Raw genomic sequence first — 16,235 nt, 5'->3', positions numbered from 1 at the left:
GGAGCCGTCCCCTCCGCGTCGGCCGCCGGAAGAAGGCGGCCGGCACGCGGGGCACAGCAGGAGGCACCCGCGTTTCCCGAAGGATCCGGGCACGGCAAAAAGCCGGCCCACCGAAGTGGGCCGGCTCAGTGCAGCGGACCGGACAGTGGCCGCGCGCTCAGCTGACGCGTCAGCGCGAGACCTTGCCGGCCTTGATGCACGAGGTGCAAGCGTTCACGCGCTTCGGCGTCCCGCCGACCACGGTACGTACACGCTGGATGTTCGGGTTCCAGCGGCGGGACGTACGGCGGTGCGAGTGCGAGATGTTGTTGCCGAAGCCCGGCCCCTTGCCGCAGACGTCGCAGTTGGCAGCCACGGGTCACTCCAAAGACTTCAGATGCACTTACGGTTGATCCCGGCATGCCGGGACAGGATCTCGAGCGCGAACGGTCCGTGATCTGAGTGGCGGTGCCAGGGGGAGAGCCCGATCGGATCGGGCAACCGGAGCAGCATACAACGGCTGCTCCCGTACAACGAAACTACCACGGCGGTTCGGCGGCCCGCCCCCGGCCCTCTTCCGACGGCCACCCCCCCGGGGTCTACGCTGCCTGCCACGTCCAGCAGCTCAAGGAGGCGCAGGTGGCGCAGGTGCCGCAGAGGTTCTTCGACGCTCTGGCGGTGCGCACCTGGTGCGGCCTGTCGCTGCGCGCACTCGGGCGGGCGCGCGAGGAGATCGACGCCATCAACGTCTACCCGGTCGCGGACGGGGACACCGGCACCAACCTCTACCTGACCGTCGAGTCCGCCGCCGCCGCCGTGGAGGCGGTGTTCGCGGCGCACGAGGTCGGCCGGGTGCCGGCCGCGGACCCGGCCGGGGCGGCCGCCGGACCCACGCTCGCCGACGCCGTCGGCGCCATGGCGCACGGGGCGCTGATCGGCGCCCGGGGCAACTCCGGAACCATCCTGGCCCAGCTGCTGCGCGGCCTGGCCCAGGTGCTCACCGCCCGGGGTGAGCACGCCCACACCGACGGTCCCGGCCTGCGGCTGGCCCTGCGGCACGCGGCCGACTCCGCCCGGCAGGCCGTGGCCCACCCGGTCGAGGGCACCGTCCTCACGGTCGCCTCGGCCGCCGCCGACGCCGCCGGGAGGGCCGAGGGCGACTGCGCGGCCGTGGCCCACGCCGCCTACGAGGGCGCCCGCGCGGCGCTCGCCGCCACCCCGGGACAGCTGCCCGTCCTGGAACGCGCCGGAGTGGTCGACGCAGGGGGGCGCGGCCTGGTGACCGTGCTCGCCGCCCTGGTCGAGACCTTCACCGGGCGGACGCCGGCGGCGGGAGCGGTGACCGTGCCGCACGCGCGCGTGGAGCACGCCGGCCCGGAGACCACCGGGGAGTGCCCCGCGGCGGACGGCCCCGCCTTCGAGGTGATCTACCTCCTGGAGGCCGAGGACGCCGCCGTGACGCGGCTGCGGCAGCGGCTCGACGCCCTCGGGGACTCGCTCGTCGTGGTCGGCGGCGACGGACTGTGGAACGTCCACGTGCACGTCGACGACGCCGGCGCCGCCGTGGAGGCGGGTGTCGAGGCCGGGCGGCCGTACCGGATCCGGATCACCCACTTCGGGCAGGGCGACGTGCACACCACCGGCGCCGAGCGCCCGCCGCGGGAACGGGCCCAGCGGGCCGTCGTCGCCGTCGTGCCCGGCGAGGGACTGGCCGGGCTGTACACGGAGGCCGGCGCCACCGCGGTGCTCGCGCGCGCCGGGGAGCCGCCCGCGAGCGGGGAGCTCGTCCAGGCCCTGCGGCGGGCGCACGCGCGCGAGGTCGTGCTGCTGCCCAACGACGCCGAACTGCGCCACACCGCCGCCGCGGCGGCCGAGCAGGCCCGCACCGAGGGCATCCGCGTCGCCCTGATCCCGACCCGCTCCGCGGTCCAGGGCATCGCCGCGCTCGCCGTGCACGAACCCGAGCGGCGCTTCGACGAGGACGTCGTGGCGATGACCTCGGCGGCCGGCGCCACCCGCCACGCCGAGGTCACCGTCGCCGAGCACCGGTCCTGGACCACGGCCGGCATCTGCCAGGCCGGTGACGTCCTCGGCCTTATCGACGGCGACGTGGCCGTGATCGGCGCGGACGTCGCGACCGTCGCCGGGACCGTGCTGGACCGCATGCTCGCCGCGGGCGGCGAACTGGTCACGCTGGTCCTCGGCGACGACGCCCCCGGGTCCCTCGCCGGACTCCTGGAGGCCCGCGTCCGCGAGGCGTACCTCGCCGTCGACACGGTCGTCTACCGGGGCGGCCGGCAAGGTGCGCTGCTCCTGATCGGCGTGGAGTAGCGCGCCCCTCTCCGGCGGGGCGGGCGGCTCTGTCAGTGGCGTGGTGTGCAATGGATCCCGTGCCCGCACTGCAAGAACCCCTGAAGAAGGTGCTCGGCCCCGCCACCGCGAAGGTGATGGCCGAGCATCTCGGCCTGCACACCGTCGGCGACCTCCTCCACCACTACCCCCGCAGATACGAGGAGCGCGGCCAGCTCACCCACCTCGCCGACCTCCCCATGGACGAACACGTCACGGTGGTCGCCCAGGTCGCCGACGCCCGCCTGCACACCTTCGCCTCCTCCAAGGCCCCGCGCGGCAAGGGACAGCGCCTCGAGGTGACCATCACGGACGGCAGCGGCCGCCTCCAGCTGGTCTTCTTCGGCAACGGCGTCCACAAGCCCCACAAGGAGCTCCTGCCGGGCACGCGGGCGATGTTCGCGGGCAAGGTCTCCGTCTTCAACCGCCGCCTCCAACTGGCCCACCCGGCGTACGAGTTGCTGCGCGGCGGCACCGACGACGGGGACGAGCCCGTCGAGTCCTGGGCGGGCGCCCTGATCCCCCTCTACCCGGCCACCGCCAAGCTGGAGTCCTGGAAGATCGGCAAGGCGGTCCAGACGATCCTGCCCAGCGCCCAGGAGGCCGTCGACCCCCTGCCCGCCTCGCTGCGCGAGGGCCGCGGCCTGGTCTCCCTGCCCGAGGCCCTCCTGAAGATCCACCGCCCGCACACCAAGGCGGACATCGAGGACGCCCGCGCCCGCCTGAAGTGGGACGAGGCCTTCGTCCTCCAGGTCGCCCTGGCCCGCCGCCGCCACGCCGAGACCCAACTCCCCGCGGTCCCGCGGAAACCGAGCCCCGACGGCCTGCTGACGGCCTTCGACGAGCGCCTCCCCTTCACCCTCACCGACGGCCAGCGGAAGGTCTCCCGCGAGATCTTCGACGACCTCGCCACCGACCACCCGATGCACCGGCTGCTCCAGGGAGAGGTCGGATCGGGCAAGACCCTGGTCGCCCTGCGCGCCATGCTCGCCGTCGTCGACTCGGGCGGGCAGGCCGTGATGCTGGCGCCCACCGAGGTGCTCGCCCAGCAGCACCACCGGTCGATCGTCGAGATGATGGGCGAGCTGGCCGAGGGCGGCATGCTGGGCGGAGCCGAACACGCCACCAAGGTGGTGCTGCTCACCGGTTCGATGGGCGCCGCCGCCCGCCGCCACGCCCTGCTCGACCTGGCCACCGGCGAGGCCGGCATCGTCATCGGCACGCACGCGCTGATCGAGGACAAGGTGCAGTTCCACGACCTCGGCCTGGTCGTCGTCGACGAACAGCACCGCTTCGGCGTCGAGCAGCGCGACGCCCTGCGCGGCAAGGGCAAACAGCCCCCGCACCTGCTTGTCATGACCGCCACGCCCATCCCGCGCACCGTCGCCATGACCGTCTTCGGCGACCTGGAGACCTCCGTCCTGGACCAGCTCCCGGCCGGACGCTCTCCGATCGCCAGCCACGTCGTCCCGGCCGCCGACAAACCGCACTTCCTGGCGCGCGCCTGGGAACGGGTCCGTGAGGAAGTGTCGAACGGGCACCAGGCGTACGTCGTCTGCCCGCGCATCGGTGACGAGGACGAGGGCCCGAAGAAGGGCGGACCGCCCGCCGGCGACGCCGAGAAGCGGCCCCCGCTCGCCGTCCTCGACGTCGCCGAACAGCTCGCGAAGGGCCCGCTCCAGGGACTCGGGGTCGAGGTGCTGCACGGCCGCATGCCGCCCGACGACAAGGACGCCGTCATGCGCCGCTTCGCCGCCGGGGAGACCGACGTCCTGGTCGCCACGACCGTCATCGAGGTCGGCGTCAACGTCCCCAACGCCACCGCGATGGTGATCATGGACGCCGACCGCTTCGGGGTCTCCCAGCTCCACCAGCTGCGCGGCCGCGTCGGCCGCGGCTCCGCACCCGGCCTGTGCCTGCTGGTCACCGAGATGCCCGAGGCGAGCGCGGCCCGGCAGCGGCTGGGCGCCGTCGCCGGCACCCTCGACGGCTTCGAGCTCTCCCGCATCGACCTCGAACAGCGGCGCGAGGGCGACGTCCTCGGCCAGGCCCAGTCCGGCGCCCGCACCTCCCTGCGCGTCCTCGCGGTCATCGAGGACGAGGAGATCATCGCCGAGGCGAGGCAGGAGGCGGCGGCGGTGGTCGCCGCCGACCCGGAACTGACAGGCCTGCCCGGCCTGCGGACGGCCCTGGACGCCCTCGTGGACGAGGAGAGGGAGCAGTACCTGGAGAAGGGCTGACAGACTGGGACCGGACACCGTCCGTCCACCCGAGCACACCGACAAGGACACAGAGATGACCCGCGTGATCGCCGGCAAGGCCGGCGGGCGCCGCCTCGCCGTCCCGCCAGGGACCGGCACCCGCCCCACCTCCGACCGCGCGCGCGAGGGGCTCTTCTCCACCTGGCAGTCCCTGCTCGGCGGCCCCCTCGACGGCGAACGGGTCCTCGACCTGTACGCCGGGTCCGGCGCCGTCGGCCTGGAGGCGCTGTCCCGGGGCGCGGGGCACGTCCTGCTCGTCGAGGCCGACGCCCGCGCCGCCCGCACCGTCCGGGACAACGCCAGGTCCCTCGGCCTGCCCGGCGCCGAGGTCAGGACGGGCAGGGCGGAACAGGTCGTCCGCACCCCCGCCCCGGCCGAGCCGTACGACATCGTCTTCCTCGATCCGCCGTACGCCGTCTCCGACGACGATCTTCGGGAGATCCTGCTCACACTCCGCACGGAGGGGTGGCTCACTGAGCAAGCGCTCGTCACCGTGGAGCGCAGCACCAGAGGCGGCGCATTCGGCTGGCCCGACGGCTTCGAGGCGATCCGGGCCCGTCGCTACGGCGAGGGAACGTTTTGGTACGGTCGCGCCGCCTCTACGTGCGAAGACGCACGATGACCGGACCGGAGAGCGAGGGAACTCAAGTGCGCCGCGCCGTCTGTCCCGGGTCGTTCGACCCCATCACCAACGGACATCTCGACATCATCGCCCGGGCCTCCAGTCTCTATGACGAGGTCTACGTCGCGGTGATGATCAACCAGGCCAAGAAGGGCCTGTTCGAGATCGAGGAACGGATCGACCTCATCGGCCAGGTCACCGCCGAGTACGGGAACGTCCGTGTGGAGTCCTTCCACGGCCTCCTCGTCGACTTCTGCAAGCAGCGCGACATCCCGGCCATCGTCAAGGGCCTGCGCGCGGTCAGCGACTTCGACTACGAGCTGCAGATGGCCCAGATGAACAACGGCCTCTCCGGCGTGGAGACCCTCTTCATCCCCACCAACCCCACCTACAGCTTCCTGTCGTCCTCCTTGGTCAAGGAGGTCGCGACCTGGGGCGGCGACGTCTCCCACCTGGTGCCGCCGCTGGTCCTCGAAGCCCTCTCGGAGCGTCTGAGGAAGGACTGAGCGCGCCCCGGCACGCTCCTCGCCCAGCCCCCGGAGACCGGCGATCCGTCACCCGGTGTCCCCGCGACACCCCAGGGTCGTACAGTCGTCCCGTCCGTCTCCAACACAGCTGTAGAGAGTGGCGAGCACACGGTGGACGTGCAGAAGAAGCTCGACGAGATCACCGCGATGGTCTCCGGCGCCCGCGCCATGCCCATGTCGGCCTCGTGCGTGGTCAACCGCGCCGAACTCCTCTCGATGCTGGAGGAGCTGCGCGCCGAACTCCCCGGTTCCCTCGCCCAGGCCCAGGAGCTGATCGGCGACCGCGATCAGATGGTCGAGCAGGCCCGCCAGGAGGCCGAACGGATCATCGAGAGCGCGCACGCCGAACGCGGCTCCCTGATCGCCGGCACGGAGGTGGCCCGCCGCTCCCAGGCCGAGGCCGACCGCATCCTCGCCGAGGCCCGCCAGGAGGCCGAGGAGATCCGCGCCGAGGCCGACGACTACGTCGACTCCAAGCTCGCCAACTTCGAGGTCGTCCTCACCAAGACCCTCGGCTCCGTCGGCCGGGGCCGGGAGAAGCTCCTGGGCACCGGACCCGGCCTCGACGAGAACGGCTACGAGGACGAGGACGCCCCTGAGCGCAGCCACGACCCCGAGACCCTGCGCCGCGACGCCGACGCCTACGTCGACACCAAGCTCGGCGCCTTCGAGGCGGTCCTGGCCAAGACCTTGGAGGCCGTCGGCCGCGGCCGCCAGAAGCTGCACGGCCGGATCGCCACCGACGACCTCGGCGCCCTCGCCGACGACCTCACCACCGTCCAGCACTCCAGCGACGCCGACTACCTCGCCGGCCTCGCGGCCCTCTCGGACGACCCCGCCGAGCAGCCCCGGCAGCGGGAGTACGGCGAGCAGCAGCCGGCGGCGGCACAGGCACCGGCCGTGCCGCAGATGCCGACGCAGCAGCCGGCGTACGGCTACCCCCAGCAGCAGCCCGACCCGTACGGCGGCGGCTACCAGCAGCCCTACGGCGACCGGCAGGACGCGTACGGCTACCAGCAGCAGCCCGCCGACCCCTACGCGTACCAGGGCTACGACGCCCAGCAGCCGGCCTACGACACCCAGGACTACGCCCAGCCCCCGCAGCTGCCGCCGGCCCAGCCGGCGACCCTCGACGAGACCAGCCTCTTCGACACCAGCATGATCAGTGCCGAGCAGCTGCGGGCCTACGAACAGGGCCGCGGGCTCTAGGCCGGGTGCCGGCCCGGGGCCGGATTGGGCCGAGAGCGAAAGGTCCAGTATCCTGGCTCTTCGGTCGCGCGTACGTCCGCGATCAACGCTGCCCGGGGACACCGCAGGGCGGCGTTCCCCCAGCTCGAAGAACGAAAGCAGGAATGGCCCTGAACGCCCGCCTCGACCACCGAAACCCTCTCGTGTTCGACACGCACGAGCTGGGACGGCGTCCTGGTGCGCTGCAGCGCCTGAACCGCACGATCGACGCTCCCCGGGACCTCGGTGTCGCGGGAGTCATCGGGGTACCGGAAGGCGCCCCGGTGGAGCTCGAGCTCCGGCTCGAATCGGTCATGGAAGGGGTGCTCGTCACAGGCACCGCCCGTGCCAAGGCCGAGGGGGAGTGCGTAAGGTGTCTGGAGCCGCTGGAGCAGCAGCTCGAAGCGGACTTCCAGGAGATGTTCTCGTACCCTGACGCCGACGACCGGGGCCGCGTGAAGGCGGAACCGGCCGACGACGCCGAGGAAGACGAGGACAGGCTCTTCGTCGAGGACGGCCTGATCGACCTCGAACCCGTGCTGCGCGATGCGGTGGTGCTCGCACTGCCGATGCAGCCGGTGTGCCAGGAAGACTGCCCGGGTCTGTGCTCCGAGTGCGGAGTGCGCCTGGCGGACGACCCGGACCACCACCATGACGCCGTCGACATCCGTTGGGCGGCTTTGCAGGGACTCGCCGGTTCACTCGAAGACGGCGAGAAGGACGAGATGAGCGGCGCCGAACCTGGCGTCGACGAGAAGCAGGAGAAGTAGCCGTGGCTGTTCCGAAGCGGAAGATGTCGCGCAGCAACACGCGCCACCGCCGGTCGCAGTGGAAGGCTGCGGTCCCCACCCTGGTTGCGTGCGAGCGCTGCCACGAGCCCAAGCAGCAGCACATCGCGTGCCCGTCTTGCGGCACTTACAACAAGCGCCAGGTCCTCGAGGTCTGAGCGGCTGGTGAGAGGCACTGTGTCAGTCCCCAAGAAGGCGGAAGACGCCAAGAAGAAGGCGGACACCCAGGCCTCGTCCCACACGCTTCTGGAAGGGCGGCTCGGCTATCAGCTCGAGTCCGCCCTTCTGGTGCGTGCGCTGACCCACCGTTCCTACGCGTACGAGAACGGCGGCCTGCCGACGAACGAGCGGCTGGAGTTCCTCGGTGACTCCGTCCTCGGCCTCGTCGTCACGGACACGCTGTACCGCACCCACCCCGACCTGCCCGAAGGCCAGCTGGCCAAGCTGCGGGCCGCGGTGGTCAACTCGCGTGCGCTGGCGGAGGTGGGCCGCGGGCTCGACCTCGGTTCCTTCATCCGGCTCGGCCGCGGTGAAGAGGGCACGGGCGGCCGGGACAAGGCGTCCATCCTCGCCGACACCCTCGAAGCGGTGATCGGCGCGGTCTATCTCGACCAGGGCCTCGACGCGGCCTCCGAACTGGTGCACCGCCTGTTCGACCCGCTGATCGAGAAGTCCTCCAACCTCGGTGCCGGCCTGGACTGGAAGACCAGCCTCCAGGAACTCACCGCGACCGAAGGACTCGGCGTCCCCGAGTACCTGGTCACGGAGACCGGCCCGGACCACGAGAAGACCTTCACTGCTGCCGCCCGCGTCGGAGGCGTCTCGTACGGCACCGGCACCGGCCGCAGCAAGAAGGAGGCGGAGCAGCAGGCCGCGGAATCCGCGTGGCGGTCCATCCGCGCCGCGGCGGACGAGCGCGCCGAGGCCACGGACACCCCGTCGGCCGCGGACGTCGTCACCGAGCCGAACGCCGACGCACCGTCGGCCTCCGCCTGACCACAGCACAGCACGGCCCGAGCGCCCGCCCCGGCACCGGGGCGGGCGCTCGGGCCGTCCACCGGACCGTCCGAGGGGAAGCCATGCCCGAGTTGCCCGAGGTCGAGGTCGTACGGCGCGGCCTGGAACGCTGGATCGCCCACCGGACCGTCGCCGACGCCGACGTACTGCACCCGCGTGCGGTACGCCGGCACGTCGCCGGCGGCGACGACTTCGCCCAGCGTCTGAAGGGCCACCGCATCGGCACGCCCAGCCGCCGCGGCAAGTACCTGTGGCTGCCCCTGGAGGACACCGGCCAGGCGGTCCTCGCGCACCTCGGCATGAGCGGCCAGCTGCTGGTCCAGCCGCACGAGGCACCGGCCGAGAAGCACCTGCGCATCCGCGTCCGCTTCGCCGACGGCCTCGGCACCGAACTCCGCTTCGTCGACCAGCGCACCTTCGGCGGTCTCTCCCTGCACGACACCACCCCGGACGGCCTGCCCGACGTCATCGGGCACATCGCCCGCGACCCCCTCGACCCGCTCTTCGACGACGAGGCGTTCCACCTGGCGCTGCGCCGCAAGCGCACCACCATCAAGCGGGCCCTGCTCGACCAGTCCCTGATCAGCGGCGTCGGCAACATCTACGCGGACGAGGCCCTGTGGCGCTCCCGCCTGCACTACGAACGCCCGACGGCCACCCTCACCCGGCCCCGCACCACCGAACTCCTCGGCCACGTCCGGGACGTGATGAACGCGGCCCTCGCCGTGGGCGGCACCAGCTTCGACAGCCTGTACGTCAACGTCAACGGGGAGTCCGGCTACTTCGACCGCTCGCTCGACGCGTACGGCCGCGAAGGCCTGCCCTGCCGCCGCTGCGCGACGCCGATGCGCCGCAGGCCGTGGATGAACCGCTCCAGTTACTTCTGCCCGAAGTGTCAGCGCCCGCCGCGCGCGGTGTCCTGACCCCGGGCGTCGTAGCGCTCACGCGAGGCGAGCACCTCGTCCATGTGCCCCTCCAGGCACTGGATGAGCGCGATCAGCCGACCGGCCACCTCGCGTCCCAGCGGGGTGAGTTCGTAGTCCACGCGGGGCGGGTTGGTGGGCTGGGCCTCGCGGTGCACCAGACCGTCGCGCTCCAGCGCGTGCAGGGTCTGGGACAGCATCTTCTCGCTCACGCCGTCGACACGGCGCCGCAGTTCGTTGAAGCGGAAGGACCCCTCGTACAGCGCGCCGAGCGTCAGCGCGCCCCAGCGTCCCGTGACGTGCTCCAGGGTGCCGCGCGAGGGACAGGCCCGGGAGAACACGTCGTACGGGAGGTCCTGCTCTTCCGTGCGCTCCTGCGTGGTCGACATGTCTTCAGCCTACGTGAGCACAGCGCTGCCCCGCAGAACGCGCCGCCCCCGCGGCAGCGCTCCGGCGTCGCTCAGTAGCCGAAATCCTGCGTCCACCAGGGCCCGCCCGGGCCGAAGTGGACGCCGACGCCCAGGGTCTGGAAGTCGCAGTTCAGGATGTTGGCCTTGTGCCCCGGGCTCTTCATCCAGGCGTCCATCACGGCCTGGGCGTCGGCCTGCCCGCGGGCTATGTTCTCGCCGCCGAGGCTGCCTATCCCCGCCGCCTCGGCCCGGTCCCACGGCGTGGCGCCGGAGGGGTCGGTGTGGTCGAAGAAGTCCTGTTCCGCCATGGCCTCGCTGAAGTCCTCGGCCAGTTCGCGCAGCGCGCTGTTCGCGGCCACCGGACCGCAGCCCGCCTCGGCCCGCTCGTCGTTGACGAGCTTGAGCACCTGGGCCTCGGCCGCCGCCTGCTCGGACATGGAGCCGGCGGGGGCACCGGGCCGCTCCGGCGCCTCTGTGGCGGTGCGGGAGGGCGGGGACTGCCGCTTCTGGCTGGGCGTGGGGGCCTCGGGCTCCTGCGTCTTCGACGGCGTACCGGTCGGCGCGGCCGATGCCGATGCCGATGCCGACGGGGAGGGGGAGGCCGAGGGCGAGGAGGACGCGGGGGCGGACGGCGAGACGGAGCGGCCCGTGCCACGGCTCGTGGACGCGCCGCCGTCGAGGCCGGTGTCCGCACTGCCGTAGGCGCCGCCCTGCTCGGCCGGGTTGTTGGACGGCACGTCGGCCGACTGCACCCGGTCGCCGCCGCCGACACCGCCGAAGCGGTAGTTGTCGAGGCCGGGCACCGCGCCCGTGGCCACGGCGAGCGTGCCGAGCGCGACCGCGGCGGAGACGCCGAGCAGTCCCGTGCGGACCGGGGCGACGGCCCCCTTCTTCCGGTTCTCCCGGTTCTTCCGGCGGCGCCGCGAACCCGCGCGCCGCGGGCCGTCGTCGGGGGTGAAGCCCCCGCTGGGGAAGGGGACCGTACGGCCCGCGCCCGGGTGGCCCTCGCCGTCCCGGTCGTCCGGCCCGAACAGGTAGGCGTCGCTCTTCGCGAGGGCCTCGGCGTACGCCTCGGGGTTCAGGTAGGGCGCGATGCCCATCGTGGGACGGAGGTCCGGGCCCGGGGCCTCCGGGTGCCGGTCCTGCCCCGCGGAGCCGTCCGTCCGGTGGCCCTCCGCGGCGTGGCCGGTGGCGGCGCGGCCGGCGGCGGAGCGTCGGTGGCGTCCCATGTCCTGGCCTTCCTCGTCCTCGCGGTCGACGTGTCCTGGCGTTCACCCGGTACTCCCACGATCGGGTGAGTTTCAGGTGGGATTCATTGGGTCGGGACGGTACCGCATGGTGTCAGGGGGTGAAGTGTCCGGAGTGACATTGACTGGTTAGGTTGCACTCATGAGCGAGGACGTACGGCTGGTCGCGTGGGTTCGCGGGCAGGTCCAGGGTGTGGGTTTCCGCTGGTTCACGCGGGCCAGGGCACTGGAACTCGGCGACATGAGTGGTTTTGCTCTCAATCTGGCCGACGGGCGTGTCCAGGTGGTCGCGGAAGGCCCGCGCGAGCGGTGCGAGGGGCTCCTCGACTGGCTGCGGGCCGGCGACACGCCCGGACGTGTGGACGGTGTCACCGAGATCTGGGACACACCCCGCGGCGGCTACGAGGGCTTCGCGATCCGTTGACGCGGCACCGGACGGAGCCCGTCCGGCGCCCGGAGCGAGGATGCGCGGGAAGGAGAACGAGCAGGTGGTTGCGGAGAACGCCGACCTCATGGCAGGCTCCCCACCCAGGATGATCGCCACGCCCCCAGGGGCCCGCAGGAGTCGCAGCGCCGCCGTTTCCCGGCCGCGCGCCCCGGGCACCTGTCAATACGGGGCGTGATCGTGTTGACCGTCAAACTTTTTGGTGAGACGCTGAAAGCCCCGCACACCTTAGCTGTTTGGCATGGTTGAACGGCAGTAAAAACTGAAGAGTGCCAAGCACCGCGGGTACGAATCCCTCACGACCCACACCGCTTCGGTCGGTCACTCATTGTGGAGGACCATCCATCATGGCAAAGGCGCTTCTCGGTTACGTCGGCGGCTCCGACCCTCGACTCCTCGCCGAGATGCGACGGCTCCAGCAGCGCGTCCAGGACCTGGAATCCGAGCTCGGACGAATCCAGGCGGAGAAGGACGCGTTGGCGGCTGCCGCTTCTCACGACAGGATCATGGAGAGCATGGAGAGCGTTGACGCACACCAGGCGGAGCCTGCGCTCACCTGATCACTGCATCGCTCCACGACGGCACAGCAGTGGTTGGGCCGCCCGCACAACCGCTCAGTCGTCTGAGTTGCAAGGGACGCTTCGGCGTCCCTTCTTTCTTTCCCCCGCCCGTCCGTCCCGTCCGCGGCTCCTGCCCGGCCCGGCCCTTCCCCCGTGCATCCTTTCACCCTCTTCAACGACTGATGTGCCCTGCATGTTCACCTGTGAAACCGCCCTGGTTCACCGGTTCATGAAGTGGACATCCCCGAAAGGTAGAGTCCGGCGGCGTGCACCTGAAGGCCCTGACCCTCCGCGGGTTCAAGTCGTTCGCCTCGGCGACCACGTTCCGGTTCGAGCCCGGCATCACCTGCGTCGTCGGCCCCAATGGATCGGGCAAGTCCAACGTCGTGGACGCGCTCAGCTGGGTGATGGGCGAACAGGGCGCCAAATCGCTGCGCGGCGGCAAGATGGAGGACGTCATCTTCGCCGGCACCACCGGCCGTCCGCCGCTGGGCCGCGCCGAGGTGTCCCTCACCATCGACAACTCCGACGGCGCACTGCCCATCGAGTACGCCGAGGTCACCATCACGCGGATCATGTTCCGCAACGGCGGCAGCGAATACCAGATCAACGGCGACACCTGCCGCCTGCTCGACATCCAGGAACTGCTCTCCGACTCCGGCATCGGCCGCGAGATGCACGTCATCGTCGGACAGGGCCGGCTCGACTCCGTCCTGCACGCCGACCCCACGGGCCGCCGCGCCTTCATCGAGGAGGCCGCAGGCGTCCTCAAGCACCGCAAGCGCAAGGAGAAGGCGCTCAGGAAACTGGACGCGATGCAGGCCAACCTCGCGCGCGTGCAGGACCTCACCGACGAACTGCGGCGCCGGCTCAAACCGCTCGGCCGGCAGGCGGCGGTGGCGAGAAGGGCCGCCGTCATCCAGGCCGACCTGCGCGACGCCCGGCTCAGGCTCCTCGCCGACGACCTCGTACGGCTGCGCGAGGCGCTCCGGGCCGAGATCGCCGACGAGGCCGCCCTGAAGGAGCGCAAGGAGGCCGCCGAACGGGAGCTGGGCAAGGCGCTGCGGCGGGAGGCGGACCTGGAGGACGAGGTGCGCCGGCTCACCCCGCGCCTGCAGCGGGCCCAGCAGACCTGGTACGAGCTGTCCCAGCTCGCGGAGCGGGTGCGCGGCACGATCTCGCTGGCCGACGCCCGCGTCAAGAGCGCCACCTCCGCGCCGCCCGAGGAACGGCGCGGCCGGGACCCGGAGGACCTGGAGCGCGAGGCCGCCCGGGTGCGCGAGCAGGAGGCCGAGCTGGAGGCGGCCCTGGAGGCGGCCGAACGCGCCCTGGAGGACACGGTCGCCCACCGTGCCGACCTCGAACGCGAACTGGCCCTGGAGGAGCGCCGCCTCAAGGACGTCGCCCGCGCCATCGCCGACCGCCGCGAGGGGCTCGCCCGGCTCAGCGGCCAGGTCGGTGCCGCCCGTTCGCGTGCCGCCTTCGCGCAGGCCGAGATCGAGCGGCTGGCCGCCGCCCGCGACGAGTCCCGGGAGCGCGCCGCCGTCGCCCAGGAGGAGTACGAGGCGCTCCGGGCCGAGGTCGACGGGCTCGACGCCGGCGACCGGGAACTCGCCGAGCGGCACGTGGCCGCCAGGCAGCGGCTGGCCGAGGCGGAGGCCGCCCAGAGCGCCGCCCGCGAGGCGGCCACCGCGGCGGAGCGCGAGCGCGCGGCGACGCGGGCCCGCCACGACGCCCTCGCCCTGGGCCTGCGCCGCAAGGACGGCACCGGTGCGCTGCTCGCCGCAGGGGACGGCCTCGACGGACTGCTCGGCCCCGCCGCCGGACTGCTCACCGTGGCGCCGGGCCACGAGGTCGCCCTGGCGGCCGCCTTCGCGGCCGCCGCCGACGCCCTCGTGATGGCCTCCCCGGCCGCCGCCGTCGACGCGATCCGGCACCTGCGCAAGCAGGACGCGGGCCGCGCCGCGCTGCTGCTCGCCGGCGCCCCCGACGACGTACCGCACGAGCCGCGGGGCGACGGTCCGCCATACGCCGCCGACCTCGTCCGGGGGCCCGACGACCTGATGCCCGCCGTACGACGGCTGCTGCGCGGGATCGTCGTCGTCGGCACCCTGGAGGAGGCCGAGGACCTCGTCCGCGCCCACCCCGGGCTGACCGCCGTCACCGCCGAGGGCGACCTGCTGGGGGCCCACTTCGCGCAGGGCGGGTCCGCCGGGGCGCCCAGCCTGCTGGAGGTGCAGGCGTCCGTGGACGAGGCCGCCGCCGAGCTGGCGGAGCTGGACGTGCGGTGCGCGGAGCTGGCCGGGGCGCAGGAGGCGGCCGCCGAACGGCGCCGGGAGTGTGCCGCGCTCGTCGAGGAACTGGGGGAGCGGCGCCGGGCCGCCGAGCGGGAGAAGTCGTCCGTCGCCCAGCAGCTGGGGCGGCTCGCCGGACAGGCGCGGGGCGCGGCCGGTGAGGCCGAGCGGTCCGCCGCCGCGGCGGAGCGGGCGCAGGAGGCGCTGGACAAGGCGCTCATGGAGGCCGAGGAACTGGCCGAACGGCTCGCCGTCGCGGAGGAGAGCGCCCCCTTCGGGGACGGAGGGGAGGAGGAACCCGACACCTCCGTCCGCGACCGGCTCGCCGCCGACGGCGCCAACGCACGGCAGACCGAGATGGAGGCCCGCCTCCAGGCCCGTACGCACGAGGAGCGGGTCAAGGCGCTGGCCGGACGTGCCGACTCCCTCGACCGGGCCGCCCGCGCCGAACGCGAGGCACGCGCGCGTGCCGAGCAGCGGCGCGCGCGGCTGCGGCACGAGGCGGCCGTCGCCGGGGCCGTCGCCGAGGGCGCCCGGCAGCTGCTGGCGCACGTCGAGGTCTCCCTGGTCCGCGCCGACGAGGAGCGCACCGCCGCCGAGACCGCCAAGGCCCGGCGCGAGCAGGAGCTGGCCGCCGCGCGCACCGCCGGACGCGACCTCAAGGCCGAGCTCGACAAGTTGACGGATTCAGTTCACCGGGGTGAGGTACTCGGCGCCGAGAAGCGGCTGCGCATCGAGCAGCTGGAGACCAAGGCGCTGGAGGAACTCGGTGTGGAACCGGCGGGGCTCGAAACCGAGTACGGGCCGCATCAACTGGTGCCGCCCTCGCCCCCCGCCGAGGGCGAAGAGCTCCCGGAGGACCCGGAGCACCCGCGCAACCGCCCCCGGCCCTTCGTACGGGCCGAGCAGGAGAAGCGTCTGAAGGCGGCCGAACGGGCGTACCAGCAGCTCGGCAAGGTCAATCCGCTGGCCCTGGAGGAGTTCGCGGCGCTGGAGGAGCGGCACCAGTTCCTCAGCGAGCAGCTCGAGGACCTGAAGAAGACCCGCGCCGACCTGCTCCGGGTCGTCAAGGAGGTCGACGAACGCGTCGAACAGGTCTTCACGGAGGCCTTCCGGGACACGGCCCGGGAGTTCGAGGGCGTGTTCGGCCGGCTCTTCCCCGGCGGCGAGGGACGCCTGGTGCTGACCGACCCCGGCAACATGCTCACCACGGGTGTGGACGTCGAGGCACGGCCACCCGGCAAGAAGGTCAAGCGGCTCTCGCTGCTCTCGGGCGGGGAGCGCTCGCTGACCGCCGTGGCGCTGCTCGTGTCGATCTTCAAGGCGCGGCCCAGCCCGTTCTACGTCATGGACGAGGTCGAGGCGGCGCTCGACGACACCAACCTGCAGCGGCTGATCCGGATCATGCAGGAGCTGCAGGAGGCCTCGCAGCTGATCGTCATCACGCACCAGAAGCGGACGATGGAGATCGCCGACGCGCTGTACGGCGTCTCCATGCAGGGCGACGGCGTGTCGAAGGTCATCGGCCAGCGCCTGCGTCAGCCCGTGTAGGACGTCACAAGCCGGGCATGTGAGCTTCAATTATT

15 protein-coding genes are annotated in these 16,235 nt (G+C 72.5%); 12 read left to right on the top strand and 3 right to left on the bottom strand.

Going from position 1 to position 16,235, the window contains the following annotated elements:
- Positions 1–169: 169 nt before the first annotated feature.
- Positions 170–355 carry a 50S ribosomal protein L28 gene (gene rpmB / locus ACZ4V6_RS28570; protein ID WP_003993230.1) on the bottom strand — a complete coding sequence of 62 codons (186 nt, stop codon included), beginning with the start codon at positions 353–355 and terminating at the stop codon, positions 170–172.
- A 263-nt stretch (positions 356–618) separates the two neighbouring features.
- On the opposite strand from rpmB, the gene ACZ4V6_RS28565 reads away from it, so the two are divergent.
- The 9 genes from ACZ4V6_RS28565 (at position 619) to mutM (ending at position 9,693) form a co-directional block, all read left to right on the top strand.
- Positions 619–2,310, top strand: coding sequence for a DAK2 domain-containing protein (locus tag ACZ4V6_RS28565; RefSeq protein WP_467833053.1), 1,692 nt, complete (start codon positions 619–621; stop codon positions 2,308–2,310).
- Between the two features lie 50 nt (positions 2,311–2,360).
- Positions 2,361–4,568: an ATP-dependent DNA helicase RecG gene (gene recG, locus ACZ4V6_RS28560; protein WP_467833051.1), complete on the top strand. Its 2,208-nt coding sequence runs from the start codon at positions 2,361–2,363 to the stop codon at positions 4,566–4,568.
- Between the two features lie 55 nt (positions 4,569–4,623).
- Positions 4,624–5,211, top strand: coding sequence for a 16S rRNA (guanine(966)-N(2))-methyltransferase RsmD (gene rsmD, locus ACZ4V6_RS28555; protein WP_467833049.1), 588 nt, complete (start codon positions 4,624–4,626; stop codon positions 5,209–5,211).
- A gap of 26 nt (positions 5,212–5,237) precedes the next feature.
- Complete coding sequence (gene coaD / locus ACZ4V6_RS28550; RefSeq protein WP_467833162.1) at positions 5,238–5,717, top strand: pantetheine-phosphate adenylyltransferase; 480 nt, start codon at positions 5,238–5,240, stop codon at positions 5,715–5,717.
- A gap of 132 nt (positions 5,718–5,849) precedes the next feature.
- Positions 5,850–6,947, top strand: a complete 1,098-nt coding sequence (locus ACZ4V6_RS28545) for an ATP synthase F0 subunit B (RefSeq protein WP_467833047.1) — start codon at positions 5,850–5,852, stop codon at positions 6,945–6,947.
- A gap of 143 nt (positions 6,948–7,090) precedes the next feature.
- The gene (locus ACZ4V6_RS28540) at positions 7,091–7,735 is read left to right on the top strand and encodes a YceD family protein (RefSeq protein ID WP_467833045.1); all 645 of its coding nucleotides are present in this window, start codon (positions 7,091–7,093) and stop codon (positions 7,733–7,735) included.
- A gap of 2 nt (positions 7,736–7,737) precedes the next feature.
- A complete protein-coding gene (gene rpmF / locus ACZ4V6_RS28535; RefSeq protein WP_003951102.1) occupies positions 7,738–7,911 on the top strand; it encodes a 50S ribosomal protein L32 in 174 nt (57 codons plus the stop codon).
- Positions 7,912–7,918: 7 nt separating this feature from the next.
- Positions 7,919–8,749, top strand: a complete 831-nt coding sequence (gene rnc / locus ACZ4V6_RS28530) for a ribonuclease III (RefSeq protein ID WP_467833042.1) — start codon at positions 7,919–7,921, stop codon at positions 8,747–8,749.
- 83 nt (positions 8,750–8,832) lie between these two features.
- On the top strand, positions 8,833–9,693 hold the full coding sequence (gene mutM / locus ACZ4V6_RS28525) for a bifunctional DNA-formamidopyrimidine glycosylase/DNA-(apurinic or apyrimidinic site) lyase (RefSeq protein WP_467833040.1): 861 nt from the start codon (positions 8,833–8,835) through the stop codon (positions 9,691–9,693).
- Here the strand turns inward: mutM and ACZ4V6_RS28520 are convergent.
- Positions 9,666–10,082: a winged helix-turn-helix transcriptional regulator gene (locus ACZ4V6_RS28520; protein WP_467833038.1), complete on the bottom strand. Its 417-nt coding sequence runs from the start codon at positions 10,080–10,082 to the stop codon at positions 9,666–9,668. The genes mutM and ACZ4V6_RS28520 overlap by 28 nt on opposite strands.
- Positions 10,083–10,153: 71 nt before the next feature.
- The gene (locus ACZ4V6_RS28515; RefSeq protein WP_467833036.1) at positions 10,154–11,332 is read right to left on the bottom strand and encodes a CAP domain-containing protein; all 1,179 of its coding nucleotides are present in this window, start codon (positions 11,330–11,332) and stop codon (positions 10,154–10,156) included.
- Positions 11,333–11,492: 160 nt separating this feature from the next.
- Between ACZ4V6_RS28515 and ACZ4V6_RS28510 the strand changes: the two genes are divergently transcribed.
- The 3 genes from ACZ4V6_RS28510 to smc all read left to right on the top strand — a co-directional run bounded on the left by ACZ4V6_RS28510 (position 11,493) and on the right by smc (position 16,200).
- A complete protein-coding gene (locus tag ACZ4V6_RS28510) occupies positions 11,493–11,774 on the top strand; it encodes an acylphosphatase (protein WP_467833034.1) in 282 nt (93 codons plus the stop codon).
- A 368-nt stretch (positions 11,775–12,142) separates the two neighbouring features.
- Positions 12,143–12,355 (top strand): hypothetical protein, encoded by a 213-nt coding sequence (locus ACZ4V6_RS28505; protein ID WP_030188592.1) that lies wholly within the window; start codon positions 12,143–12,145, stop codon positions 12,353–12,355.
- 266 nt (positions 12,356–12,621) lie between these two features.
- The gene (gene smc / locus ACZ4V6_RS28500; protein WP_467833031.1) at positions 12,622–16,200 is read left to right on the top strand and encodes a chromosome segregation protein SMC; all 3,579 of its coding nucleotides are present in this window, start codon (positions 12,622–12,624) and stop codon (positions 16,198–16,200) included.
- Positions 16,201–16,235: the final 35 nt, after the last annotated feature.

The organism is Streptomyces sp. NPDC029152 (assembly GCF_055564355.1).
Note: the sequence above shows the minus strand (reverse complement) of the source record. Positions and strands in the feature narration are given on the sequence as shown.

What these genes read in the sequence shown, in the direction of transcription:
- recG (WP_467833051.1), top strand. Translation starts at nt 2,361, where the DNA reads ATGGATCCCGTGCCCGCACTGCAAGAACCCCTGAAGAAGGTGCTCGGC.
- rsmD (WP_467833049.1), top strand. Translation starts at nt 4,624, where the DNA reads ATGACCCGCGTGATCGCCGGCAAGGCCGGCGGGCGCCGCCTCGCCGTC.
- ACZ4V6_RS28540 (WP_467833045.1), top strand. Translation starts at nt 7,091, where the DNA reads ATGGCCCTGAACGCCCGCCTCGACCACCGAAACCCTCTCGTGTTCGAC.
- mutM (WP_467833040.1), top strand. Translation starts at nt 8,833, where the DNA reads ATGCCCGAGTTGCCCGAGGTCGAGGTCGTACGGCGCGGCCTGGAACGC.
- ACZ4V6_RS28520 (WP_467833038.1), bottom strand. Translation starts at nt 10,082, where the DNA reads ATGTCGACCACGCAGGAGCGCACGGAAGAGCAGGACCTCCCGTACGAC.
- ACZ4V6_RS28515 (WP_467833036.1), bottom strand. Translation starts at nt 11,332, where the DNA reads ATGGGACGCCACCGACGCTCCGCCGCCGGCCGCGCCGCCACCGGCCAC.
- ACZ4V6_RS28510 (WP_467833034.1), top strand. Translation starts at nt 11,493, where the DNA reads ATGAGCGAGGACGTACGGCTGGTCGCGTGGGTTCGCGGGCAGGTCCAG.
- ACZ4V6_RS28505 (WP_030188592.1), top strand. Translation starts at nt 12,143, where the DNA reads ATGGCAAAGGCGCTTCTCGGTTACGTCGGCGGCTCCGACCCTCGACTC.